This is a genomic window from uncultured Solobacterium sp. (assembly GCF_963517755.1).
In the GTDB taxonomy this organism is placed as follows: Bacteria; Bacillota_I; Bacilli_A; order Erysipelotrichales; family Erysipelotrichaceae; genus Bulleidia.
In genome coordinates this window covers 73,262-97,996 of the sequence record NZ_CAUQGG010000003.1, presented here as the reverse complement: position 1 = coordinate 97,996, position 24,735 = coordinate 73,262, and the positions used below count along the sequence as shown (strand labels likewise).

Sequence of the window (24,735 nt, the reverse complement as noted above, 5' to 3'; positions counted from 1 at the left end):
TTCAAACAAACGTCTTATTATCAATTCTGATTTATCGTTGAACAATTCTCCTTTCCCTTTAGTCTTTATGTGCAATCCCTATAATTTCATCAAGCGAATTAATTCCTATTTTTTCCATTACCTGTGGTAATTCTTCAATGATTTCTTTACATGCCATTGGATTGATGAGATTTGCGGCACCGATCTGTACAGCAGTAGCCCCTGCCATCATCATCTCAATGACATCTTCTGCACTTGAGATACCACCAATACCAATGATTGGAAGATTTGTTGCCTCATATACTTCATATACCATTCTTAACGCAATCGGGAAGATTGCAGGACCAGAGAAGCCACCTTTTTTATTGGCGATGACTGGTTTTCTGCGATTGATATCGATACGCATCCCCATCAGGGTATTGATGAGTGAAATACCATCTGCACCACCTTCTTCAGCTGCATGTGCAATTTCTTTGATGTCTGTTACGTTTGGACTAAGTTTCATATAGATAGGTTTTGTCGTTACTTCTTTGATTTTCTTTGTTAGTTCTCTAACGTTATCCGCATTTGTGCCAAATGCGAGTCCACCATGATCTACATTTGGACAACTGATATTGACCTCAATGATACCAACGTTATCAACCTTATCCATTTCTCTAGCTAACGTGACGTATTCCTCTACAGAAAAACCACTGATGTTTGCGATAACTGGTTTTCGATAGATTTTCTCTAAATCTTTAAGTTCTTTCTGAATGACATTATCCATGCCTGGATTTTCAAGACCTACCGAGTTGATCAATCCAGAATAACATTCCGCAATTCTAGGTTGTGGGTTTCCCTTACGTCTTTGAACCGTAGTTCCCTTGATGGAAATTGAGCCTAAAATATTGATGTCATAAAAGTCTACATATTCTTTACCAAACCCATAGGTTCCACTGGCTGGAATCACTGGATTATCTAGTGATAATCCACTTAAATTTACTTTTGTATTTACTTCCATAACAACTCCTTATGTACAAGAACTGGTCCTTCTTTACAGATACGCTTATTTCCTACAAGTGTTTCGCATGAACATCCCATACAGCCTCCAAAGCCACACGCCATACGTGCCTCAAAGCTATATTGACCATCCTGTGCTTTGCGGTAAATCGCTTCTAACATGCGTTCAGGACCACAGGCACAAACATATTCTGCTTGATGAAACCCATCTGTGACAAAGCCCTTCTCTCCATAAGAGCCATCTTCTGTATACACTGTGACTTCTAAACCAAGTTTTCTAAATTCTTCGTCATAGAAAACCTGATTTCTCTCTCGAAACCCAAGAATAATTCTTGGCTTCTTTCCTACTTCAACTAGCTTTTTCGCTAAGCCATACATCGGTGGAACACCGACACCTCCACCAATCAATATCGCGGAAGTAGGAATCCATGTTAGGTTATATCCATTGCCCAAAGGCCAAAGAATATCTAATTCAATTCCTATTTCCATTTCACTGAGTGCCTTTGTGCCTTTACCCACTACCTTGTAGATAATAGTTAGACTTTCATCATTCCAATCTGCAATGGAGATTGGTCTTCGTAAATAGAAGTCTTCAATTTTGATATTAATAAACTGCCCTGGTACTAAAGTTTTTAACTTCTTAGATTCTGGACCAGTTGGTTGTAATACCATCTTGTATGTATCTAGCGCAATCTTTACATTCTCAATGATTCTCACTCTTTTCCCTCCACAACAATCTATATTTCTTGCTCGTTACGATAGACGAGTTTTCCATCCACAAAAGTTGCAATAACTTTGCCCGTAAGATTTATTCCATCAAACGGTGTCGATCTTCCTTTGGTTAAGAATTCTTCTGGATTAACTTTCCACGTAGTTTCCGTATCAACAACACAGATATCTGCGACTTCTCCATTTTCAATATAACCACCTGGTAAGCCAAATCGCTTTCTTGGATTAACACTCATTAATTCGACAAGTCGCTCAAAGGAAATCACATTCTTCTTCACAAGTTCTGTATATGACACCGCAAAGGATGTTTCTAGTCCTACAACTCCGAAGGACGACTTATCAAAACCTTTCGATTTTTCTTCTAAGCTATGTGGTGCATGATCTGTCGCAATCATATCTATCGTTCCATCTTTGATGGCTTCTATGATTGCCTTTTGATCCACTGGGGACTTAATTGGAGGATTCATTCTGAAGTTTCCTTCATGCTTGATTGTATTGGAATTAAAGGCAATGTAATGTGGTCCAGTTTCGCAGGTTACATTGATTCCTCTTGCCTTTCCTTTTCTTACCGCATCTAAGGTTTCCTTCGCTGAGACATGACAAATATGATATTTACAACCTGTTTTAGCAGATAGTTCGATATCTCTTGCGGCTTGTACACTTTCACTTGCGGAAGTTGTGCCAGTGTATGGGATTGTATTCAAACTTTCATCTTCACAATGGGCAGAAATGATTTTACCTAAGCTTGCGACTTTTACCATCGCATCTTCCATCGTAAAGTCTGCTTGTACACCAACTCCATCATCAGAGAAACCCGCTACGTAGGCAGCCATCTCATCCATCTTCGAAAGCTTTCCACGACCTTTTTGATTTTCTGTGATAGCACCAAATGGTACGACTTTAATCACTGCATCTTTTTCAATAATATCGAGTTGTTGTTTAAGGCTTGCATAATCACAAGGAGGTGGATTTAAGTTAGGCATCGTAAATACAGTTGTAAATCCTCCGTGTGCTGCCGCCATTGAACCTGTGCCGATCGTTTCTTTATAAGAAAAACCGGGCTCTCGGAAATGTACATGTACATCAACGAACCCCGGTAAAATATATTTATGATTGAAGTCAAAAACAACGTCGTCACTTTGAACAATGTCTGAAACATCAAATGGGACAAGAAGTCTATCACCAGAGATAGCGATATCCATCCTCTCAAAACCCTTTCGCGTAAAGACTGTTGCGTTTCTTAAGATTGTTTTCATATGAAACCCCTTCTAGAGCCAACTACTTAAATCTTCGATATTATAATTGAACTTTTTTACTTTTACAATAGGGTTTTGATTGATATTTCCAAAAGAGTGCACAAGCGATTATATAAACTCATTATATACAAAAAGAGAGCGTTATTCGCTCTCTTGATCACATAGTTTTTTCCAGACTTTTTTTTCATATTCTGTAAATTGATGTTTTTCAAAAAGGTCTGGTCTGACTTTCTTTGTAAGTAGTAATGATTGTTGTGTACGCCACTCTTGGATCTTAGCATGATGACCACTCAGTAATATATCTGGTACCTTATCTCCCTGGTAATCTGCAGGTTGTGTGTATTGTGGGTATTCAAGTAATCCATTTTCATGAGATTCATCATCAGTAGAACCTTCACGAATCACACCATTCAGCAAACGAATGACGCTATCCATAATAACCATAGAAGCCATTTCCCCACCCGTTAAGACGTAATCTCCAATACTTACAAGTTCATCTACATGTTTGTTAATACGTGCATCAAAACCTTCGTAATGTCCACATAATAGAATCAAGTGGTCTTTTTGAGATAACTCTCTTGCCTTAGATTGGCTATAGACATTACCTGCTGGTGACATCATCATACTGTAGCTATTTTCAGTCTTTACAGAGTTGAGTGCTTCCAGTACTGGTTGACATTTCATTACTTGTCCAAGTCCTCCACCAAATGGCTTATCATCTACATGGCGATAGTTGTCATGGGCAAAATCACGTATCTGAACAAAGTCTACTGTAACTAGTCCTCTTTCGATGGCACGGCCAATGATTGAAGTACTGACAAAGTCACGATACATCTCTGGAAATAGTGTTAATACGGTAATCCTCATAGTAGGCCTCCCATACGATGAATCGTCATCACTTTTTTCTCTAAATCTACGTTCTTTACAATCATTGGAATATATGGGATTAGCACTTCTTTTTCGTCTTCTAATCGAAGACGTAAATTATTTTGGGCACCGAGTGTTTCTTCAACACTGATGATTGTACCTAATGTAATGCCTTCTTCATCCACAACCGTTAAACCAACGAGGTCTTTGCGATAGTATTCACCCTTTTTGAGTTGTTTACGATCTGCTTCATCAATGTAGATTTCACATCCCTTATACTGCTCTACAAAGTTGATATTCTGCAAGTCCACAAAGGATACAAGTGGAAAGCCTTTATGCTTACGATAGGAAGCTACCCTAACTGGTAGATACTTCTCATCGACACGAATATATACTTGTTTACCCTTGGTATATCTTTCTTCATCAAAGTCAGAGTAACTTTCAATCTTTACTTCTCCTTTGATACCATGCGTATTGATAATTTTGCCAATACAAATATATGCCATCTTCCTTCTCCTTTGTTTTCAAAAAAAGGATGCCATAGCATCCTTAAATCTGTTCGAACTTGATTGTTACTTTCTTGTTATTACTATGAGAAGCAACGGACATTACTTGACGTAATGCGCTTGCCATACTGCCCTTTCTGCCAATCAGACGAGCAATATCATCATTTTTTGCATAAACATGTAACAAAACTTCTTTATCATCTAAGCTAGGCATCAGACGTACATCCAAAGATTCTTTGTCTTCAACCATTGGCTTAACTAGATTTAGAAGTACCTTATCCAGCTCTGCCATGATGCTTACGCTTTCTTCTTAGCGGCTACCTTCTCATCATGGAACTTCTTCATGATACCTTGACGAGAAAGAATGTTTCTAACTGTATCAGAAGGCTGAGCACCGTTTCTTAACCAATTAAGAGCCTTTTCTTCATTTACTACTACTGTTTCAGGTTCTGTTGTTGGATTGATATGTCCGATTGTTTCGATTTCACGTCCATCTCTAGCAAAACGTGAGTCTGCCGCAACGATACGATATCTTGGAGCCTTCTTGGCACCCATTCTCTTTAAACGTAATTTAACTGCCATGGTATAAATACCTCCTATTTCTTACATGTTTATTATACTGATTCGAAATTCACTGTCAAGTAAAAAACCTTTACATCATTAAAATTTAAATGGATTCTTTCCACCAAAGCCATTTGGGAAGTTTTGGCCTGCACGCTTTTGTGCATTACCCATCATCTTTTCAAGACTTTCTTGGTTTAAAGAGCCATTTCTTTGCATATTGCCCATGGAGTCCATCAGCTTCTTCATCTTACCAAACTGGTTGATGAGCTTATTCACTTCATCTACACTACGACCAGATCCACGTGCTACACGCTTCTTCATTGTGCCACGCATCTTTTCTGGATGTGCACGCTCTTCAAATGTCATGGATTGGATGATTGCCTTCATATGACGCATCGAGTCACTTGCCTTGGCTTCATCTAACATACCAGCGTATTGATTCATACCTGGAATCATCTTCATAATGCCACCAAGAGGACCAAGCTTTTGAATCTGTTCAAACTGCTTTAACATATCATCCATTGTGAATTGACCTGCAAGCATACGTTCAGCCATCTTATTGGCTTCTTCAAGGTCTAACTTCTCCTGTGCCTTTTCTACAAGAGTAACAACGTCACCCATGCCAAGAATACGGTCAGCCATACGATCAGGATGGAAGATATCCATATCCTCAATCTTTTCACCTTCACCGACAAACTTGATAGGAACGCCTGTGATCTTCTTAACAGAAAGAACACCACCACCTCTAGAGTCACCATCAAACTTCGTTACAACTAAACCAGTTAATGGTAACGCATCCTTAAAGGCTTGCGCTACGTTTACGATATCTTGACCAGTCATCGCATCGACTGTAAGGAGAATATCGTTTGGATGAACGAGTTCATTGATATCCTTTAACTCATTCATTAACGCTTCATCGATATGTAAACGACCAGCAGTATCGATAAATACTGTATCGAAACCATTCTTTTCAGCGTATTCCATACCCTGACGAACTGTTTCAACCGCTGGAGTTTCAACCCCTAAGGTAAATACTTCAGTATCAATTTCCTTGCCTAATGTCTGTAACTGATCAATCGCCGCAGGACGAATGACGTCGGCCGCAATTAACAATACCTTCTTATTGAACTTTTCTTTGCAGATACGCGCAATCTTAGCTACGCTGGTTGTTTTACCTGTACCTTGTAAACCGACAAGCATAATTTTAGTAATGCCATCTTCTACAAAGTTGAGACCAGCTTCTTCTGTACCAAGTAATTCAATAATTTGATCATGAACAATCTTAACGAGCTGTTGTCCAGGTTCTACGCTCTGTAGTACTTCTTCGCCTCTGGACTTTGTACGAATCTCATCTAAGAATTCTTTGACAATACGATAGTTTACATCTGCTTCAAGTAATGCTAAACGCACTTCTTTCAGCATATCTTCCATGTTATTATCCGTTAACGTACCCTTACCGGCCACATTACGCAACGCTTTATTCAGTCTGTCACTTAAGGAATCAAATGCCATGTTTTATACCTCACTTTATCAAACGTCCTTATTTTATCATAGTTATCTCTGCTTTACATATAGTGAAGTATCCCAATTCTCTACTTATCGAATAAACTCAACCTTTTCTGCAATTAGCTCCATCGCTTTTGTCTGTAGATTTACTTCCACCCTTCCCTTAATCGCAATGACAGTTCCAATCTTACACGCCGCCTTACAAGACTCTGCAATCCCACGCCACAAGCGCACAGTAAAAATATCCGACATCACTCCATTATCCGTAAATGCACGTTGACACTCAATCTCTATCGTCGATTGATTCTCTGAAAGATTCGTCCCTTGTATCAAAGGTAACGAATGTACCTTTCCTAATAGCACAAATGTATTTAACATAATCCACCCCCCATTCACTATGTACACTGTTCTATTGTCTATTCCACGAAAAAAAATCGTTGAATGATTCAACGATTTAAAAGTTGATATTTACATCTTATCACGCATACAAAATACGATGTATATTTCTCCATTATTCTAATGCTTGCTTGAAGTCTTCCAGTAAATCTGTAATATCCTCAATGCCACAAGACAAACGTAACAGTTCATCGGTTACTCCCTGTTCTAAGCGCTCTTCTACACTTAAACAAGCATGAGACATCGTTGCAGGGTGAGATAAAATTGATTCCACACCACCTAAACTAACTGCCAAAATTGGAATCTTTACCTTCCTTGTAAAAGACATCAAATCATCTTTACTCGCAAGAGAGAAGGATAATACTGCACCACCACATTTAGCTTGTGACATATGAATATCATGACCAGGATGAGAATCTAAACCTGGATAATACACTTGTTTAATCTTTGGATGGTTGTACAAGAATTCTGCGATTGCTTGTGCATTTTCAGATGACTGTTTCATACGTAAGCCCATTGTCTTCATACCACGCATAATTAACCACGCATCTTGAACACCTAAGATACCACCAAAGTTCTTTCGGAATAGAACTAACTGCTTGTAGTAATCTTCATTATTTGTCGCAACAACACCAGCCACTACATCACTATGACCATTGATAAACTTCGTAGCGCTCTCTACAACGATATCAACACCTAATGCAAGTGTATCTTGGAATAATGTTGTCATAAAGGTGTTATCGGCTACCGCAATCAATCCATTCTTTTTCGCAATGGACACGATTGCGCCAACATCACATACCTTTAACAAAGGATTGGATGGTGTCTCAATATAAATCATACGTGTTCTATCCGTAATCGCATTTTCCACTTCATCAAGATTTGCCATATCTACAAAACTTGCTGAGATTTGATAACGCGGTAGAATCTTCGTCGCAAACTGACAAGTACCACCATACACTTCCTTTGGAAGGATGACATGTTCACCAGCATTTAACAACATCAAAACATTCGATATCGCACTCATACCAGAACTAAAACTCAATGCATATTTGGCATTCTCAATACAACGAAGACCATCTTCTAAAGCATCAATCGTTGGATTGGAGAAACGGGTGTACAAATACTTCTGCTCATCACAATACAACTCTGTATTATGAAACGTGGACGTTTGATAAATTGGTATGCTGGCAGCACCAGTATATTGGTCTAATACGGTGTAACCGTGCAATAACTTTGTATTCTGTTTCATTTTCTTCCCCACTAAAAATTATGAATAATATTGGTTGGTAATGATTGTCGTTGAAACATCTACTTATAGCCTACACCCATCTATGATAGCTTTCAAGAAAGCACATTGTCTGAGGATAATAATTCTCAATCATATTCAATCAGATTCATCATTAATTCAGCTATCGTATCAATCACTTCATGAAAACTAATATTTTTTGCATATCTAAATCTATCCTGATAATTGCTCCAATACTTCAACATATCATTCTCACCCTTCAATGTACCTAGAACATTTAGAATATCTACCACATTAAATTTATTGCTTCTATGTTTGAACGTATTACGACATGCAACACCTAGTTTTTCATAATCAATCTCTTTTTTCTTTAGATGAAATAAAATATATACATCATAAAAATCCTTACTTCTAGTATTAAACACTCCACGTTGATAGATTGTTTGAATTTTTTCTGCCAAAATTGTTTCAATATTATATGAATAAATTTCATAAATTTTATCATCAAAAGTACTCTTATATTTATAAATAATTTCTTTTGGAGTTATCGGATCACCTGTTGCAATATCTAGCAGAATTATCTGTCGAATATTATCTAATTTACATTCAATGGCAATTCTAAATCCTCCATACTCATCATCTTTTCGAATTTCCTCTACCTTTTTTATCTCATAGTTAATATCCTCGTATACCTCATGCTTAAGAATTTTTTCTAATTTTTGACTAATATTTTCTTTTGTCAGCGTGAACTTCCTAATTAGGAAGTCAATATCAACTGTACTACGTTGCTTAATTCCAATAAAACTCGCAAGCAGAAATCCACCCTTAAAAATAAAATTCTGATTTTCATCACTCTTAGATATTTTTTCAAGAATTGTTTCCAAAAAATAGTGTGTTTGAATTACATTATAGCTAAGTCCTGTTTCATCTGATATTTTCTTACAAATCGATCTAAGTTTATATTTATTCATAAATAACACCAAAAATATCTTTCACTTTATCATAGATATTCATCTTTTTTGCGTATGTATACAACTTATTAAAATCTTTATTATGATAACGAGCATATCTTGTTATTATTTTCGAAAATAACTCAGCCTCGACTTTATTTCTATTTTTCACAAAATCACAAATCGTTCTTTCTAGATCATAGACATTTACTTTGTTTCCATAAATCGTTTTACATTGAGTAATACCTAGTTCATATATATCTTTATTCACATAATGCACTCTTTTATCACGTTGAATACGGCTTGCGTTATATCCTTTGTATACTGTTACTTCTAATTCTGAAGGAATGATGTCTGTAAATTGAAATAGATACAAAGCAGATACATACGAGAAGATTGCAACTTTATACTTATTTTGAAAGAAGTAATATTCGTCATAATCACCTTTTGTTGAAAGGTATACTCCTCTTTCTTCGCGAACTAATTCTCCTGCTTCAACCATTCTAGTTAAATATATAGTTGGGATATTAGAATTCACAAGTTCACCACTTGTAATAAATCCACCCATTTTTTCAATCTTTTCTAGTATTTTCTTTTTATAATCCATTTTTACCTCCATTTAATGTTGTAAATATGCTTACATCATATTATTTAGTACGTATATTTGCAACATTAAATATAAAGAAAAAGCCACCTTAGTGACTTATAGATTACTTCGATAATCCTAACAAGGACTTAATCTTATTTTGAATACGGATATTGCGTTGTGCCTTTTTGATGTCTCCTACCCATCTACAGGAAGAATGGCAGCCAGAACTACAATCTCCACTACAGGAGCTTACTCCGTTCTTCATTACATAACGAATATCGAATGCAACGATTACAACAACGACCATTAATACTAAGAATGTTGAAATATTCATATAAACGCTCCTTTAGTTAACTATAACTAACACATTAATAGTATACTTCTTTTTTCTAATTTGAAAAGTCAAACGCAAAAAGAAATTAAACGTGATGCACTAACATTGCCAAACGTATCAATTTCTCGTCTTTTTCAAAATCGATATCAAATAATTTTTCAATCTGCTGTAGACGATACTTAACGGTATTCAGATGAATATAGAGCCCTTCTGCAGTCTTCTGTTTTGAGTATTGTGAGTTAACATACATACACAATGTCTCGTAATACTTCGTCTCATACTTACAATCATACGCAATGAGTTTTTGTATTTTTAAGTCAACCAATGTATCTAGTGGTAATTGTTTTTCTAACTGGCTATGCAAATAGGAATCAATTAGATTCTGGAAGTTTGCCTCTTTTCCCTTTGCCTTACTAGCTGCATATTCTGCCTGTCTAGCATATCCATCAAGATGATAAAGTTTTTCAAACTGCATACTATATCCAACATGAATATTTGGATATTGTTTCAAATCAATATGCTTCGTGCTCGCCAATAAAAGATAACACTGTTCATTCACAATGCCACCTAATAGGTTTACATCACTTTTCTGTATCTCACTTAAGAAAGAACGCAATACAGTAATACGATTTGCAATCGTAGTATCGATATATGCAAGCATGTAAGTACCTTTAACAAGATAACCAGTCTCTTGTAGTAATTGAAGTCCTAATGATTGACTCTCTTCATCCTTTTGTAGCAGTAAGGTAAATGCTTGTTCACGTTTGGAACCATGATTCGTTAATTGATTACGTAAGTAGATAGATGCAGCATCCGCAAGCAATTTAACATTCTCTTCACTAATTTCATTCTCCACCGCAACCGTTAGTTTTCCAATCGACTTCTTCTTTGCAAAAATATCGACTACATAAACATCTCTTTGATACTCTGAATCGAATATACGCAATGGTTTTTGAATACCATTCTCATTGAGTAATCCTCGCTCTATCAATCGATTTACAAAGCTGCGTTTTAGTTTTGTGTCTTGTAAAAACGATAAATATACGTAAGCATCTGGTACCTTAGAGCAGGCTACTAATTGATATGCATCATCCATAATCCAAATCGGATTTTGAATTAACTTCGCAGCCTTTGCCACAAATATTTCAAGTGTTGCACACTCACTAACCAAATCAAATAATTCATCTTTTTTCATAGTTTTATTTTACCATGAATAATGCAATAGTTTTTAGTAGCACTGTTTTGTAGAGTTACAGATATATTTTTTTATACTCATATTTAACTCTGACTCATACTCTTGAATTTTTCTAATAATCCTATCAAATGGAACTAAATCACCAAATAACATATTTTCCATTCTTCGGTAATCATTTAAGAAAACATTCATTCCTTCGTTAGAAGGAACAAGTTTTACTTTACCTTCCATAATTTCGTCGTATTTTGCCCAATTACAACGATAAAATTTCTTTTTAAAATGTATAACAGATTTCAGCATTTCTAAGTGGGTTAAACTTTTCTCTTTAATATCTGTAAGAATCATTTTATAAACATCATAATAATGCCTTGAGTATCGAAGTGGATAATGACCATTTTTTCTATTTGCCTCCCTGTGAAGTATCGTAATCTTCTCATAGAAAGTTCTTAAACTATCCACTGCAATTACATAAATATTTTCATCAAAAATATCAGGATACACTTCTTCTATATATGTTCTTATTCTATGTCTATTTTTAGGAATTGGTTCAGCCAAGCAACCAATTTCCAAACGAATTATTTGTAAAATAAAACCACCATCAAAATTATGATACTTAGGATAATCAAAACAAATCGTATTACCATCTGTTTCATCTATATAAAATCTCTGAGTACAATCTTTTAGTATCTTTTCAAAATCTGACTGTAAAATAGGTAGAAATACATCTTTGAGAAATACCTTAGTATCTTCATTAATCTTTTTATTAAAGTTACTTTGCTGAGTAATACTTCTTTCTTTATAGGGCTCTAAAGCTTTATATCCTAAAACTCTCCAATCCAAGGCAATGTCAACATCTTCTGAAAATCTTTGAATTAAGTTAAATACTTTAGAAAGACTAGTCCCTCCTTTGAAAATTATTGAATCTTTATATTTAAATTCTTTAAATAAATAGTTTAGAATGATGCAAACCCAAAAATCCTTCTCAACAATAGTTCTCGAAATTTCTAGTTTATCCGCAGTATTCTGTATAACTAGGTCTAACTGATCATTTGATAATTCAAGTAATTTATTCATCTAGAACTTCCTTTATTCTCTTTAAAACCCCTTGTATCCAAAAGGGTAATTTTAAAATATCAAACTTAAAGTTCTCTTGAATTCCACGCAAATATATGGAAAGTCTTTTTATTTCATTCTCTCTAATATTATCTTTACCAAGTGCTTTAATTGCTTGAATTAAAATAGATAATTCCTTTGAATAGCATGTGATATTCCTATTTGTTGTATGTCTAAAAATAATCTTCTTATTTCTGTATAAGTATTCCCTGTATGGACCATCTGAAATATAAATATATTCATTTGGAACCTGTGTGGATAATCCTGTGACATTTAATGCAGTATCTCCTGTAGGCGCTATTGTCCAAGAAAACTTATCGGCAAGTTTATCCGCAATTAAATTACTATCAGGAAAAGAATACTCATTTAAGACTTCGCTGTACTTAGGTTTTGTATATAACCCATCAAGTATTCTTGTAATCTTATTTTGCTCATTTAATCGATAAATTGCTGATTTAACCGTATTCTTTGTACCCAAATAGTAGAAATCATTTATTGAATAGATTTTACCTGGATTTTTCGAGAATAAATTTTCTATTTGATTAACAATCGAAATCATACACACATCCTCCATGCACCCAAAATTATATACTTTTGGGTGCATATTTCAATTACATATTACTTAAAGAATCTTTTAGTTTGATACTCTAAAGAGTATATACATATTGATTTCTTTTATTCCCCATAAGAAAAAGGAGAAATCTTACGATTTCTCCCGAGTGGGATTATTTTGTTGCGTATTCAGCTGCAGCTTCACCACAGATTCTTCCACCTGTTAGAGCTGTCATTAATGTAACACCTTCAACGAGTGGATATGAGTTGTTATAGATTTCTGCAATTTCATTACCAGCAGCGTATAGACCACCGATAACTGTTCCATCTTGCTTGATAACTTCTAGGTTAGAGTTAACAAGTACTCCACCAATACCACCTAAGGATACTGGTCTTGCCTTAACAGCATAGTATGGACCATCACCTAGAGATAACATATACTTAGAATCTTTGCCGTATACTGCATCTAATCCATTTGCGCAATCTGCGTTGTATGCACTAATTGTCTTCTTTAATGCATTGGCATCAACACCCATTGCCTTTGCAAGATCTTCCACTGTATCGCCCTTGAACACGGTACCGTTTTTAACACCATCTTCTAGTGCGGATCTAAACTCTGTCCATGGTTCATTCACACTAAATAGTGGTAAGGATGGTTGGTATCCAACAGCTGTATCTACATTCAATTCCTTAGAACCACCCTGCTCTACTTTCTTTACCATATCATCTGACATGATTGAGAAATAGTATTCACCTTGTGTCGCAGCAGCATTTGAAGATAGCGCTGTATCATAGTTTAAATCTTCTGGAGCAAATCTAGAACCACGTTGGTTAACCCAGATACTTGTCGCAAGATAGATTGCCTTTGCGATTTCATCTTTACCAGAACCAGGTTCGATTCCAGAGTAGGATGTTACACCATGGTACTGTTGGATTGTCTTACCCTTACCAGCACCAATTGCTTGTGACATTGTTGCGCCATCACCTGTTTGTGTACCTGTTGTAAATGTAACGAGTGGGAAACCAACTTCCTTTTCAATCACATCTGCATTAGCACCGAAACCACCTGTCGCAAGTACTGCCGCATCACATGAAATTTCATATGTTGTATCAGAAGACTTCGCTACAACACCAGTAATCTTATTGTCTTCTGACTTTAGTTCTACTGCAGGAGTTTGATAGTAGATCTTACCACCAGCATTTTCAAACTGCTTTAATAGAGCCTGATAGTAGCCAAGCTTATTGGATTGGTCTGCATATGCATGATATGTTGGAAAGCCATTTGCATGTGCTTTCTGTTCGTTACCAACATATACAAGGTCCATACCATTCTCTTCTAACCAGTCAATTGTTTCACCTGAGCGATTAGCGATGTTATAGAATAACTGTCCATCATCCATCCAACAGTTATAGGATTGCCAATATGCAAGTACTTCTTGTGTTGTAAATGTACCAGCTACACCTGCTTCTTGTTGTTCCTTAGAGTTAATACCCATTGGTCCACCAGCAATAACAGATACACCACCAATATTCGCTGACTTTTCAAGCAAGATAACCTTTGCACCATTTTGTTGAGCTGTTAATGCGGCAGTAATACCTGCGCCACCCGCACCAATAACAACTACATCAGCAGTTAACTTCTCAGTCTTTAATTCAGATGCTTGTGTACTATCACTACCAAATGAATCAGGATCACCACCAGCAGTCTTAATCGCATTCTTAACTGCTTCCTTAATCGCATCAGAAGTGATTGTCGCACCAGTTACCCCATCTACATTAGGACTGTTCTTTTCAACAATCTTCTTTGGTAACTCTGTGATTGCAGTACCAGCAATCTCAGGTGTCTCTTTATTATCTTTAACTTCTACATTTGTAATCTTTCCCGAAGAAATTGTTGTGCTAACTGTAACCTTTCCGTTACGTCCATCAACTGTTTCCTCATAAGTACCATCTTTTACAGTAGTACTCTTTTTGGCTGAGCATCCAGCCAGTAGCATACCTACGCTTAAGCATGCTGCAAATAAACGTTTATTCATAGTTCTCTCCCTTTGTTTACTTGATAAAAGTATCACAATACAAAAGATTACAATTTGTCTTTTTTGGACAAATGGATAGATTAGTTTTCATCAGAAATGAAAAAGCGAATAACAGGTTTATTTTTTAGACTGTTATGCGTTACAGCCTCTATCATATACTGTGACCATATTAGGATAAAGGCAGTTATTCTTATTTCCTATGCAAGTAGCATCATAACAATTAAAATTTAGTATTTGTCTTAACCTCCAAACCCTCACTAGTAAAATACTTAATCACCTGTTTTCTTTTTTCAGCGACTTCAATTTCTCTTTTTATGCCTTCTGTAATTTCACTATCAAACACCCATATTTCCTAGCATTTGCTAAGAAGTATGATGTCCATAAAAAGTGCATCCTTTCTTTGTTCAAAATCTATATCATCCATAAAAGGAAACAAGAGATGTGGTGTAACAGGAATTGCCCCATTCTTATAGGCAAGTTCCGCATAGTGAATGGCTCTTTTAATGTTCAAATCTTTATCACCACTATACGGCTCACAGATATATGCAAGCGGTCTGAAATTTGGATTTTCAAGGTGTTTTTTATATGTCTTACTCATCCTGTGCCTCCTATTCAACAAGTGGATAGATTTCGTTTTGTTTCATTTGGTCATAGATGAATAGTCTGCCCTTTTGAGTCCAGTAAGTATGAACCTTAGAATGATTTGATCCGTCAGTTCCTAGATAGTTATGAGTCTTAGTACTGGTATAACCTTCCTCTGCATACTTTTGATACAATAGCCAAATATCTGACTGCTTAAATTGAACTCCCAAATCATGTAAGAAATTATTCATCCATTGAGCAGATTTCCCATAGTCTTTTGCTATTGCTCTCATGGAAAGAAGATCCTTACAGTTAAGGACAACATCGTAATAACTAACCTTTGGTTTCATCTCTGCAATTTTTTGCAACTGAAGTGCTACTGTATTTAGAAGTTTCAAATTTTCCTTTTCAACAACAGCCAGTTTCTCATTAGCAAATTGTAACGCTCTAGCCATTACTGCTTCAGGAGAGTTCCATTGCTCTTCAATTTGAATGAAATACTTTCTAAACATTTGGCCAAGCTCAGTTCGTTGAATCATACATAACTGTTTAGCCATGTCGATTGTCAACTGATGATTCGTGGCTGGTCTTCCTCCGGTACTTCAGACAAAAATATCAAAAAGTCTATTCCTTCAAAAAATCCATACTCACACGCCCTAGGAAACTATTCATTATAAGGTATTCCTATTTTTAATGCCTCGTGTAATTCTCGTACATTTACAGTAGGGCGTTCACTGTTGTAGTCAATTTTGATTAGCTCTTTCATATTAGCTACCTCCTTAATTTTCTTTGAAGGAACTACTACCTTCTACTTTATAGCCTTGAGAGAGTCCAAAATCTGACGCTTTTGAAAAACTTTTTCTAAATTTTTATTCGCTCTCTTTAATTTTTGTGTGATAGAGTTGGCAAGTCTTGAAACTGCCTTGTTATTTTCATCTACTGTTTCGAAGGCATCTCGGCTTAGCATTGATTCTGCTTTTTCTTTGATTGACACCCCATCAATTCGTACTGACATGAATAAATCAGCAACATCTGGTTTCAAAACTGAATAAATGAACTCCTTAACTGCTTCATAGTTTTCTTTGCTTTCTTTATCAATTTCATCTTTAAGGAATAAAGAAGGAGTCACCACTTCGCTCTTGCTTGATTCAAAATCTCCAGTTTCTTCACCTTCTTCATCCTTTGTGGAAACTGCAAATCCTTTATGACGCTCTTGCTTATGCATGACATTGTATTCTAGACGGATATACTCTTTATTCACCTCTTCCTGTGCCCTCTTTTCAAACTCCTCCTCAGATTCATCTGGCAGCAAGTCAATATTTAGCCAACCTTTGATTTCAGATAGATTTAGTTCAAATGTTGTAAACTCTTTTTCATAACGTATTTTGATTTTCATAAAAATCCCTTTCCTTTCTGCTGATTGCATTAGGACGAAGGGATACAAAAAGAGCCGATGCTATATGAATCACCGACTCCTTGCCTAAAAATAGCCATAGAAAATAGAGACACCTCACATAGCGCCCCCCCACGAATAAATCCGTGAGTGCCGTATGATGTATCCCATCGCCCTATAGCTAATAAGGCTCTGTGATAATTTAGTTGTGCAGGTCGATTTATTAATCAGTCACTGCTTAGTAAGTGAGTTTTCTAAAACCCACCCCCCTAATTTGCAAAGTACAATTTATAAAAGAGTTACTAGTACTTTTGGCACCTACCTGCCTTTTTTGGTTTGTGCTAGTGCACTACCAGCTACAGACTTTGATTTACTTCCATAACGACCATCTCTAAGAATTGAACTTGCTTTAGAAGCAACTCGTTTAGAAGTCTGTTTTGAATTCTTTGCCATTTAAATCACCTCCTTATATTTAGATGATAAGTTATAAGTTTGTTACTCTACAGACATTAAAAATGTCCCTTATTAGTTATAAAATCCTTTGTTTTCAACATTTTCCAAATCAACAATGAACGAGTTTTTTCTATAGTCCGCTTGTTCTCAAATACTTTTAGGGACATTAAAAATGTCTCTAAAAGTAAAAAAATAGACCAAGGAAATTCCCCTAGTCTAAACCAATATTATTTTTTCGTTTATGATAGTTTTTCACGTAATTTAAACTCCTGTAGATTTTGTGAGCGAAGGTAAATATTACAATCTTCTATAGAATCTTTATAATGGGTAGTGTATAAAAACTTATATGCTCCATCTTGTTTTGTTGCTTTTGGAACTATTCCAGCTTTTCGAATGAGTTCCTCTGTAATCCACGGATGTAAATGAAGTCCAATACAAAGAGCTATAACAGTTTTTAATGTTTTTTCTTTTTCCTCTTTTTGTCTATATTGCTTGATTGTGCTTAAACTTATCCATGATACTTCAGAAAGAAGTTCTTCTGTATATCCTTTCTTTTCCATAATGTATTTTAATGACCCCGAAAAACTACCTGGCATTTCATTTATAATTTTATTTAAGCGCTCAATTTCATTAAATATTATTGAGGATTCTTCTTTCTGTTCTTCAAAACTTTGCACACCATTTTCTCTATCCTCTCTCTCTAAAAAACTCGAAGCCTTTAAAAGTATATCTAGGTTACAAGAGATACTAGTATTTGTAACTGAATCACAAGTATACTCTTCTTTGTATTGCACCCCAATGCAACACGAAGACAAGTTCCTTTTTGCTAATTTAGTAAGATGATTTGTTTTAGGCGTAATAAATTTAGGCAAATTAGCAACTAAATGATTATCAATTATTTTTACAACATCAAAATCTAAAAGAATAGCTAATCGAGGTTCTTTATAATACACATCAAGAATTTCTCCATCACTAAGCCTATATTTTATTAATAATCTATTTTTCCCTTTCATATTACACCTTCCTTAACAAATATCTAACTTAATTGATTTTCACCCTCGATTCGTACATGTTCTCTAATCTCATTCTTAAGCTGAACATTATAATATACAAATCCCTTTTGCTGAAGTTGTTGAGTAACTTCATTGTAAATCGGTGCTTTTCCATCTGGATCACGTATCGTAATCAATATACAAAAATCCTGTTCTAGTATTTCGCCAGTATCTCTAGCTTCTCTCTCAACGGCCTCTCTAAACAGACCTTCCACTTTCATGTACCATTGCTTAGAACTATCAAGATAATCTCTTTTGTTTGCATCTGTCATTTCATCTAAATCGACAGCATATTTTTTTATTGGATAAAATTTCTGTCCTAACTTAAGCAAAGTTCTTTCTGTGCCAAAATTTACACCCTCAAGCACATCAAAAACCTTTTTGCTATACAAACTATCTTTCATTAGGTTTTCTGCATTTTTAGCACCATAAGGATTCCTAATATTCCTCTTATTAGTATCTCTCTCTTGGATACCATCCATTGTTCCAAACGCAACATTAATATCTGATTGGCAATATTCTGGTCCTTCTCCCGCTCTCAAAATAGGAGAACTTACCATTGTTAAAGTTATCTGCCCATGATATTTCCCATCCTCGCCTATTAAACAATCTGGAAAAGGAAAATCTAATACATCAATAAACATTCCCCTTTGAAGTTTATCACGTAACACGAGAGTAATTTCACCCTCTGAGTTATATAATATATCACTAGTTCCATTAGGCATTCCAAATCCCATGAATTTCTTTTTATCTGCCATTTTCATATTTGCACCAGCTGGATAGCCAGCGTTATGAATCATAAGTGCTTTTATTAATAGCGGATCAAAGTCTCCATCTAAAAGGTGGTTTAGTTCTGCTGCAATTCGAGCAATCCAAGGAGTAGAAAAACTTGTCCCTGGGGCTTGTGAAGGATTCCCCATAATGTCAAAGGTTTTTACTCCTGTTGTCGTTATTTTCCCATTAGGTAATAATCCTGCGTTTCCACCATAAGCAACTAAGTCTGGCTTAATAATATGAGACGGGCCAGGGCCGGTTCTTGTAAAAGGAGAAGGCATACCAACATCTGCTAAATCGTACTTTCCTTTTTCCTGTGCTATAGAACCTACAACAAGTGAACGCACAGAATCTGCCATTTTAGCAATTCTTTCGTTCTGGGAATTAACAAAAGCAACACTATTTCCTGCAGATTTAATTATTAGAACATTATTTTCATCTGCAATATTATCTAATGCCATACCGTACTCAGAAAATGTATCTAAAGCACTCTCTTCCGAAGTTCCTGCCGACATTGTCCATATTTTAATGTCTTTATGACGTTCAATTGCATCTCTAACGTTATCTAACATATCTTCTGGATAAACTTTTTCTTTACTTAAATCTGGTAATATTGCTGCTTCAAGCATCATTACACCTTCAGTAACTGTATTGTTTTCACCATTAAGTTCATCGCTGTATTCCAAAACAGATGCGACCATAGAACCGTGGCTTTTGTCTAGCATATGACTTTCATAATAAGTCTCCGATTTGGGAAGTATCCAAGGTGCTAAATATCTATTCTTTTCAATTCCACTATCTAACACACCGACAATAGGGTAATTTTCTCCATCAATTGGAGCTTTTATAGTAGGAATATAATTATTATTTAAGCAATCCAAATCTGCCGTTATAGGTTTTGCTTCTTCAATAGAAAAAACTCCTTCAAAGCTCTGAAGTAATTTCATTTGTTCAATACCATCAAGAGTAACACGATATAAGTTCATGTCTTCTGAATACCTAGTTTCTCTATTGATTGTAATATTATTTAACCCACACTGATATTTAAATAACTTTTGTGCTAATTTGTTGTTATTTTCATTTTGATAATTAATTAAAGTTACTCTATATGAAGTGTTCTCTGGATTATATCCTACACACGCAGATGTGAATGCTTCTATATTAGCTATGGAAGAAATAAGCTTTGATGATGAAACAGTATCCTGTAAAGCTTTATTAAGATTATCAAGAAGCTCATCTGTTGTTACAAGAGACAGTATTTTTCTTGTTTCCTTAATTTCAGATTTATCATTTTCAGTTCCATCTACATATTCTATTTTATGATTTGGAGCTATTCCAATTACATTTAGATGCTTATCGCTATTTAACAAATCAACCACTTGTTTTCTATGGCTCTTTGCCAACGCATCTTCTGTCATCTCTGTTGAAATAACCATTGGTAGAGTATGATTTCCTTCCTTATATTTTTCAAATTTTGAAGAAATACTATTGGTATTTTCAATAAGGTGCATTGAATGAGAAATTAGCTCTTCATCTTTTAACACCCATTTAGGTAGATTCTTTCCACCACCAGGCTCTGTTAATTGCTCATCAATTTTTCTTTTTTCAAAAAACTTAATTGGAAGCAGCTTATCCATTATTTAATCACACCCTTTCCCAGATAATTTCTAACCTGTCTCTCAGATATGTTGAAATATCTTGCGATTTGTTTTTGAGAAACTCCATTTTCATTAATATATTTAATAATTTCTTCTTGACTATAGTTTCCATGATTTTTGAAGAAGTATATCTCCGCTAAATAATCACAACTCTCAATTTCAGTCTTCCTTTTTAAGATACCTTTTTTTAGAATATTTTGAACTACATCCTTTATATCGGAGTAAGACATTCCATTAAATTCGTTTATAATCATGGTCCACTGAGATTCAGTTATACTATTTAAATCTGCCACTTTTGGAAATTGTTCCAGGTATCTACGTATTTCCTCTGATTCAGGAGCTGGGAGTTCTATTATAGTTTGAAATCTTCTCCAAACTGCTGAGTCAAGCATTTGTGGATGATTTGTAGCTGCAATTAATATTCCGTCCTGTGAAAAGTCATCAATATTTTGTAATAAGCTATTTACTACTCTTTTTAATTCACCCAGCTCATGAGCATCATCTCTAGCCTTAGCGATAGCATCAAATTCATCAAGAAACAGAATACAAGGTTGCTGCTTTGCAAAATCAAATATCCTATGAATATTTTTCGCCGTATTTCCTAATAGAGATGATATCAAAGTATCAAAACGAGCTGTTATAAGTGGCATTTTTAATTCCGAGGCAAGATATTTAGCTGCACTGGTTTTTCCACATCCAGGAGGCCCATATAATAACAGGGTCGTTCTTATTTCGAGTCCTACGGACATCATTTCACTTTTATTTTTTATTGTTTCGATAAAATCATTCAAAGTATTCTGTACCGAACTTTGTAAAATAATGTTATCTGTAGTAGGTGAATAATCAATTTCTGCGATATCAAGTCTACTTTCTTGATCGACAGGAAGTGTAGTAAATGCATCTGCAGTTGATAATCCATTTCCTATTTTATCTAAAACAGCTAAAACACGATTACCAGCACGCTTATTCCCATCCTCAGTAAGTTTTTGAGCAAGTAATCTAGAATAACTGGCAACTTTAGCAGTATCTTTTTTCATACCAGCTTCAATAATTTTAGTAATTTCTGTATAGTACATAGCTCTCTCCTTTTGGTGTTCCTATTTTATCATTAAATCGTATCATTTTCAATAATATCTTATAAATTAACCTATATTCGTACAATTTGAGCCGTTATTCGTTTTTTATAATAGTTTTTACGCATTTACGTCTAATTTAAATTCACACTACACCTTTTACCTTTTCTCATACAAATTTTTTTTGCAATTTTTTTCTTTGACCTCATCTACACTCAGATGATATGACACATGTGAGTAAATAATTTTTTTGAATCCCCCCCCTATTTTAATGTAAGGTTACTTATGAAATTAAGTTATAACAAATTATGGAAGTTGCTCATTGATAAAGGCTGGAATAAGTCTAGATTGCGTGAGGAAGCTGGTATCAGTTTTTCATCAGCGGCAAAAATTAGGCAGCTGTGGAAATGTCACTATCGAAGTTTTAATTTAAATATGTAAAGTTTTAGACTATGATATAAGTGATATTGCCGAGATAGTAAAGGAGGAAAAATAAATGGCAGATATTAAAACACACTTAAGAGAACTTAGTGTAGCCGCAACAATTGGCCTATTAAAAGATGGAATAAGTTTCTCATGCTCAGATCTCTATAACCCATCAACTTTTCTATCATTAGCAAAGCAAGTTATTTCTGGAGACATATCAAACGCTAATAATTTATATACAATTTCCCTCTTTTCAGGCGAGTTGAAAAATATTATTGATAACGGATATAAGCTTGGTATCGAAATATTTAATCATCCTTATTTTTCAATTTCAAAAAGCGATAAAATTCAATGGCTAGGCAATGATACTCAAAAAGATGACCCAGTAGATATTTTCGTAGGAAAATACGGTTTTTCTTTGAAAGAAGAAAGTTTCATATTAGAAAACATGGGATTATATAAATTGCTTAATTGCTATACAGGATCTAACTATAAAAAACGTCATATCTTTTCTGATTATGCTGGTAGTGAATACTCAACTTGGTTCTCCATCACTTGGAAAGAACTAATTAAATATTTAACTACACATAATAATACATGGAATTTGATAAATTTAGAAAAGAAAAAGAAATCGACCATTGAGTTGATTGGAACAAATATTATATTGGAGTATTCATTTAATGGTAAGACGGTTTCCAGTAAAACTTTACCAATAGATTGTACGCTAGACAAATATGAAAAAAATACAGATTCAAAAATTAGAGAACATGTTTTTGCCAAATTCATAAATCAAAATCTTAATTCAAACTCTACATATAACCAAGCTAAAAAAGATTGTGCAATTATAGCAGCAAATAACTTAGCAAATGAATTAAGAAATAATTTAAATTATAATGCGGGACTTCCTCGATTTTTAAGGATTCATAAAGATGAATATTATTATGCAAAAACCACAAAATCTGGTGTAAATATTTTCAAAGTTCCTGCATTATCAGCCTTTGGAAACGCAATCATTATAGAATCTATAGAGTCTTCAGTCCCAGATAAACAAGCTAATATTTTAACAACAATAAAAAATACTAATACCGGAAGAAAATTAGTTTTAAGAAATGAATGCCGTTTTAGTCATGGTCAATTTAATGGTACACCAGAGGCAAAAATGTATTATGAAAACGGTGGGTCACTCTTAGTAATTTATGAGACTACCTAAATAAAATGGACACTTTATTTTTACTATAAGGTGTCCATTATCTTTATTTAAAATATTTATCCCAATTTTCTGTTAATCTCATTGCAATGTTATAACCTAATACACACGGAACTGCATTACCAATAATTTTGTATGCATCACTAGCACTAACAGATTTATTATATGGTGTCTTTGCAAGAATAAACTGATAGTCGTCTGGGAAAGTTTGAATTCTTGCACACTCCCTGATGGTTAATCGTCTTTGCTCAAATCCACTTTCGAGTTCTTCTAGGTGAGTACCTCCATTTTCTTTACTGAGCCTTCTAAACTCTATATTACCATGATGTTCCGATCTTATTGTTGGAGATATTGAATCAAGTTTTATTTCAATATTGCCTTGTCCCTTAGGCATGTACTTAGCCTTAGAATATTTTGTTTGTGCAATATCACTAGTTACTTCCGGTTCTTCTAGGTTCGCTAAAACTTCCCTACAAGTTACAAACGGATACAATCTTTCTCCTTCAATATTAAAGGAGTGTGTTGGTGTTGGGTATGGATCATAATCTTTATTACTATCTAGATTTAACAGCGCACCAATAGCATTATCTTTCAGCGCTTTACGTTTAAATCCATAAAATATTACACGCTCTCTTGATTGAGCTACCCCATAGTTTGCAGCATGAAGTACCCTTGCCGGAATAACAATATATCCACCATCAGCAGCAGTTGCAAAATCATGTTCTATGACTTCTTTTACGTCTTCAAGAGTTGTTAGTCCTTTTACATTCTCGGCAACAAAAATGGATGGTTGAACTAAACTAACAACTTCCTTCATCCACATATACAATTGTCCTCTGCTTTCTACTGTTGGCTCATCAACTTCAAGTTTTCCGCCATTATGACTCTTATCAGAATTGAAACCTTTTCTTTTTCCTGATACAGAAAAATCTTGGCAAGGAAATCCTCCAGTAACTATATCAACGTCCTCCGGAAACACTTTTTCACCAGCATGTGCTTTTTTCACCAAATCTACAATACTTTCAATATGATATATTTCGTTCGCATTGCTATAAATTGAAGAAAAGTAAGATACCCATGCTGCTTTTGCATCTGGTCTGATATCATTTGCAAATACAGTTTCAAAGCCGGTTTTAGCAACTCTCACCCAATCACCATAGTCTTCTTCTATCCAATTAGGATGGATTTCTGTATTGATAGATCTCTTTAAGCATTTAAATCCACCTTCAAATCCTATATCCATTCCACCGCATCCGCTGAACAGCGATAGAACTTTTTTCTTTTCATTCATATTTTA

26 protein-coding genes and 1 pseudogene are annotated in these 24,735 nt (G+C 34.9%); 2 read left to right on the top strand and 25 right to left on the bottom strand.

The features are described from left to right. Positions 1 to 58 precede the first annotated feature (58 nt). From RWM19_RS02790 to RWM19_RS02675, 24 genes are all read right to left on the bottom strand, one after another. A complete protein-coding gene (locus RWM19_RS02790) occupies positions 59 to 979 on the bottom strand; it encodes a dihydroorotate dehydrogenase (protein WP_313983393.1) in 921 nt (306 codons plus the stop codon). Next, a complete protein-coding gene (locus RWM19_RS02785; protein WP_313983390.1) occupies positions 970 to 1,695 on the bottom strand; it encodes a dihydroorotate dehydrogenase electron transfer subunit in 726 nt (241 codons plus the stop codon). The genes RWM19_RS02790 and RWM19_RS02785 overlap by 10 nt, the downstream gene beginning before the upstream one ends. A 20-nt stretch (positions 1,696 to 1,715) precedes the next feature. Beyond that, positions 1,716 to 2,963 (bottom strand): dihydroorotase, encoded by a 1,248-nt coding sequence (locus RWM19_RS02780; RefSeq protein ID WP_313983388.1) that lies wholly within the window; start codon positions 2,961 to 2,963, stop codon positions 1,716 to 1,718. Between the two features lie 141 nt (positions 2,964 to 3,104). Further along, positions 3,105 to 3,830, bottom strand: a complete 726-nt coding sequence (gene trmD, locus RWM19_RS02775) for a tRNA (guanosine(37)-N1)-methyltransferase TrmD (protein WP_313983385.1) — start codon at positions 3,828 to 3,830, stop codon at positions 3,105 to 3,107. Continuing rightward, positions 3,827 to 4,336 (bottom strand): ribosome maturation factor RimM, encoded by a 510-nt coding sequence (gene rimM, locus RWM19_RS02770; RefSeq protein ID WP_313983382.1) that lies wholly within the window; start codon positions 4,334 to 4,336, stop codon positions 3,827 to 3,829. Before rimM ends, trmD begins: the two co-directional genes overlap by 4 nt. Positions 4,337 to 4,379: 43 nt before the next feature. Further along, entirely contained in the window at positions 4,380 to 4,628 is a 249-nt protein-coding gene (locus RWM19_RS02765; protein WP_006525326.1) for a KH domain-containing protein, read from the bottom strand. Between the two features lie 5 nt (positions 4,629 to 4,633). Beyond that, a complete protein-coding gene (rpsP, locus tag RWM19_RS02760) occupies positions 4,634 to 4,918 on the bottom strand; it encodes a 30S ribosomal protein S16 (protein WP_282893859.1) in 285 nt (94 codons plus the stop codon). Positions 4,919 to 4,996: 78 nt separating this feature from the next. Beyond that, on the bottom strand, positions 4,997 to 6,412 hold the full coding sequence (gene ffh, locus RWM19_RS02755) for a signal recognition particle protein (RefSeq protein WP_313983376.1): 1,416 nt from the start codon (positions 6,410 to 6,412) through the stop codon (positions 4,997 to 4,999). An 84-nt stretch (positions 6,413 to 6,496) separates the two neighbouring features. Beyond that, positions 6,497 to 6,784, bottom strand: coding sequence for a single-stranded DNA-binding protein (locus RWM19_RS02750; RefSeq protein ID WP_006525329.1), 288 nt, complete (start codon positions 6,782 to 6,784; stop codon positions 6,497 to 6,499). Between the two features lie 133 nt (positions 6,785 to 6,917). Beyond that, positions 6,918 to 8,054, bottom strand: a complete 1,137-nt coding sequence (locus tag RWM19_RS02745; protein ID WP_294024414.1) for a PLP-dependent aspartate aminotransferase family protein — start codon at positions 8,052 to 8,054, stop codon at positions 6,918 to 6,920. Positions 8,055 to 8,179: 125 nt separating this feature from the next. Then, positions 8,180 to 9,022: a nucleotidyl transferase AbiEii/AbiGii toxin family protein gene (locus RWM19_RS02740; protein ID WP_313983371.1), complete on the bottom strand. Its 843-nt coding sequence runs from the start codon at positions 9,020 to 9,022 to the stop codon at positions 8,180 to 8,182. Continuing rightward, on the bottom strand, positions 9,015 to 9,608 hold the full coding sequence (locus RWM19_RS02735; RefSeq protein WP_313983369.1) for a type IV toxin-antitoxin system AbiEi family antitoxin domain-containing protein: 594 nt from the start codon (positions 9,606 to 9,608) through the stop codon (positions 9,015 to 9,017). The genes RWM19_RS02740 and RWM19_RS02735 overlap by 8 nt, the downstream gene beginning before the upstream one ends. 103 nt (positions 9,609 to 9,711) lie before the next feature. After that, entirely contained in the window at positions 9,712 to 9,924 is a 213-nt protein-coding gene (locus tag RWM19_RS02730; protein WP_006525332.1) for a FeoB-associated Cys-rich membrane protein, read from the bottom strand. Positions 9,925 to 10,009: 85 nt separating this feature from the next. Beyond that, positions 10,010 to 11,119, bottom strand: coding sequence for a helix-turn-helix domain-containing protein (locus tag RWM19_RS02725; protein ID WP_313983365.1), 1,110 nt, complete (start codon positions 11,117 to 11,119; stop codon positions 10,010 to 10,012). Between the two features lie 33 nt (positions 11,120 to 11,152). After that, positions 11,153 to 12,193: a nucleotidyl transferase AbiEii/AbiGii toxin family protein gene (locus RWM19_RS02720; RefSeq protein WP_313983362.1), complete on the bottom strand. Its 1,041-nt coding sequence runs from the start codon at positions 12,191 to 12,193 to the stop codon at positions 11,153 to 11,155. Continuing rightward, a complete protein-coding gene (locus tag RWM19_RS02715) occupies positions 12,186 to 12,791 on the bottom strand; it encodes a DUF6088 family protein (protein ID WP_294021224.1) in 606 nt (201 codons plus the stop codon). Before RWM19_RS02715 ends, RWM19_RS02720 begins: the two co-directional genes overlap by 8 nt. Positions 12,792 to 12,957: 166 nt before the next feature. Continuing rightward, positions 12,958 to 14,820: an FAD-dependent oxidoreductase gene (locus tag RWM19_RS02710; RefSeq protein WP_313983358.1), complete on the bottom strand. Its 1,863-nt coding sequence runs from the start codon at positions 14,818 to 14,820 to the stop codon at positions 12,958 to 12,960. A 352-nt stretch (positions 14,821 to 15,172) separates the two neighbouring features. Further along, complete coding sequence (locus tag RWM19_RS02705; protein ID WP_313983356.1) at positions 15,173 to 15,418, bottom strand: hypothetical protein; 246 nt, start codon at positions 15,416 to 15,418, stop codon at positions 15,173 to 15,175. Between the two features lie 10 nt (positions 15,419 to 15,428). Continuing rightward, positions 15,429 to 15,959: a phage antirepressor KilAC domain-containing protein gene (locus RWM19_RS02700; protein WP_313983589.1), complete on the bottom strand. Its 531-nt coding sequence runs from the start codon at positions 15,957 to 15,959 to the stop codon at positions 15,429 to 15,431. A gap of 251 nt (positions 15,960 to 16,210) precedes the next feature. Further along, a complete protein-coding gene (locus tag RWM19_RS02695) occupies positions 16,211 to 16,798 on the bottom strand; it encodes a hypothetical protein (protein WP_313983354.1) in 588 nt (195 codons plus the stop codon). Between the two features lie 315 nt (positions 16,799 to 17,113). After that, positions 17,114 to 17,248, bottom strand: a complete 135-nt coding sequence (locus RWM19_RS02690; protein WP_313983351.1) for a hypothetical protein — start codon at positions 17,246 to 17,248, stop codon at positions 17,114 to 17,116. Between the two features lie 239 nt (positions 17,249 to 17,487). Further along, positions 17,488 to 18,261 (bottom strand): hypothetical protein, encoded by a 774-nt coding sequence (locus RWM19_RS02685; protein WP_313983348.1) that lies wholly within the window; start codon positions 18,259 to 18,261, stop codon positions 17,488 to 17,490. Positions 18,262 to 18,284: 23 nt separating this feature from the next. After that, positions 18,285 to 20,711, bottom strand: coding sequence for a S8 family peptidase (locus RWM19_RS02680; RefSeq protein WP_313983346.1), 2,427 nt, complete (start codon positions 20,709 to 20,711; stop codon positions 18,285 to 18,287). Beyond that, entirely contained in the window at positions 20,711 to 21,808 is a 1,098-nt protein-coding gene (locus RWM19_RS02675; RefSeq protein ID WP_313983343.1) for an ATP-binding protein, read from the bottom strand. The genes RWM19_RS02680 and RWM19_RS02675 overlap by 1 nt, the downstream gene beginning before the upstream one ends. A gap of 282 nt (positions 21,809 to 22,090) precedes the next feature. Between RWM19_RS02675 and RWM19_RS02670 the strand changes: the two are divergent. Further along, positions 22,091 to 22,235: pseudogene (locus tag RWM19_RS02670) on the top strand (helix-turn-helix domain-containing protein); the annotation flags it as partial. A gap of 66 nt (positions 22,236 to 22,301) precedes the next feature. Continuing rightward, the gene (locus RWM19_RS02665; RefSeq protein ID WP_313983341.1) at positions 22,302 to 23,441 is read left to right on the top strand and encodes a hypothetical protein; all 1,140 of its coding nucleotides are present in this window, start codon (positions 22,302 to 22,304) and stop codon (positions 23,439 to 23,441) included. 43 nt (positions 23,442 to 23,484) lie between these two features. Here RWM19_RS02665 and RWM19_RS02660 read toward each other — a convergent pair whose 3' ends face one another. Further along, positions 23,485 to 24,729: a DNA cytosine methyltransferase gene (locus tag RWM19_RS02660; RefSeq protein ID WP_313983338.1), complete on the bottom strand. Its 1,245-nt coding sequence runs from the start codon at positions 24,727 to 24,729 to the stop codon at positions 23,485 to 23,487. Positions 24,730 to 24,735 lie beyond the last annotated feature (6 nt).

Coding starts and splice junctions, on each gene's coding strand:
- RWM19_RS02790 (WP_313983393.1), bottom strand. CDS start 979: ATGGAAGTAAATACAAAAGTAAATTTAAGTGGATTATCACTAGATAAT.
- RWM19_RS02780 (WP_313983388.1), bottom strand. CDS start 2,963: ATGAAAACAATCTTAAGAAACGCAACAGTCTTTACGCGAAAGGGTTTT.
- trmD (WP_313983385.1), bottom strand. CDS start 3,830: ATGAGGATTACCGTATTAACACTATTTCCAGAGATGTATCGTGACTTT.
- rimM (WP_313983382.1), bottom strand. CDS start 4,336: ATGGCATATATTTGTATTGGCAAAATTATCAATACGCATGGTATCAAA.
- RWM19_RS02765 (WP_006525326.1), bottom strand. CDS start 4,628: ATGGCAGAGCTGGATAAGGTACTTCTAAATCTAGTTAAGCCAATGGTT.
- rpsP (WP_282893859.1), bottom strand. CDS start 4,918: ATGGCAGTTAAATTACGTTTAAAGAGAATGGGTGCCAAGAAGGCTCCA.
- ffh (WP_313983376.1), bottom strand. CDS start 6,412: ATGGCATTTGATTCCTTAAGTGACAGACTGAATAAAGCGTTGCGTAAT.
- RWM19_RS02750 (WP_006525329.1), bottom strand. CDS start 6,784: ATGTTAAATACATTTGTGCTATTAGGAAAGGTACATTCGTTACCTTTG.
- RWM19_RS02745 (WP_294024414.1), bottom strand. CDS start 8,054: ATGAAACAGAATACAAAGTTATTGCACGGTTACACCGTATTAGACCAA.
- RWM19_RS02740 (WP_313983371.1), bottom strand. CDS start 9,022: ATGAATAAATATAAACTTAGATCGATTTGTAAGAAAATATCAGATGAA.
- RWM19_RS02735 (WP_313983369.1), bottom strand. CDS start 9,608: ATGGATTATAAAAAGAAAATACTAGAAAAGATTGAAAAAATGGGTGGA.
- RWM19_RS02730 (WP_006525332.1), bottom strand. CDS start 9,924: ATGAATATTTCAACATTCTTAGTATTAATGGTCGTTGTTGTAATCGTT.
- RWM19_RS02725 (WP_313983365.1), bottom strand. CDS start 11,119: ATGAAAAAAGATGAATTATTTGATTTGGTTAGTGAGTGTGCAACACTT.
- RWM19_RS02720 (WP_313983362.1), bottom strand. CDS start 12,193: ATGAATAAATTACTTGAATTATCAAATGATCAGTTAGACCTAGTTATA.
- RWM19_RS02715 (WP_294021224.1), bottom strand. CDS start 12,791: ATGATTTCGATTGTTAATCAAATAGAAAATTTATTCTCGAAAAATCCA.
- RWM19_RS02710 (WP_313983358.1), bottom strand. CDS start 14,820: ATGAATAAACGTTTATTTGCAGCATGCTTAAGCGTAGGTATGCTACTG.
- RWM19_RS02705 (WP_313983356.1), bottom strand. CDS start 15,418: ATGAGTAAGACATATAAAAAACACCTTGAAAATCCAAATTTCAGACCG.
- RWM19_RS02700 (WP_313983589.1), bottom strand. CDS start 15,959: ATGGCTAAACAGTTATGTATGATTCAACGAACTGAGCTTGGCCAAATG.
- RWM19_RS02695 (WP_313983354.1), bottom strand. CDS start 16,798: ATGAAAATCAAAATACGTTATGAAAAAGAGTTTACAACATTTGAACTA.
- RWM19_RS02690 (WP_313983351.1), bottom strand. CDS start 17,248: ATGGCAAAGAATTCAAAACAGACTTCTAAACGAGTTGCTTCTAAAGCA.
- RWM19_RS02685 (WP_313983348.1), bottom strand. CDS start 18,261: ATGAAAGGGAAAAATAGATTATTAATAAAATATAGGCTTAGTGATGGA.
- RWM19_RS02680 (WP_313983346.1), bottom strand. CDS start 20,711: ATGGATAAGCTGCTTCCAATTAAGTTTTTTGAAAAAAGAAAAATTGAT.
- RWM19_RS02675 (WP_313983343.1), bottom strand. CDS start 21,808: ATGTACTATACAGAAATTACTAAAATTATTGAAGCTGGTATGAAAAAA.
- RWM19_RS02665 (WP_313983341.1), top strand. CDS start 22,302: ATGGCAGATATTAAAACACACTTAAGAGAACTTAGTGTAGCCGCAACA.
- RWM19_RS02660 (WP_313983338.1), bottom strand. CDS start 24,729: ATGAATGAAAAGAAAAAAGTTCTATCGCTGTTCAGCGGATGCGGTGGA.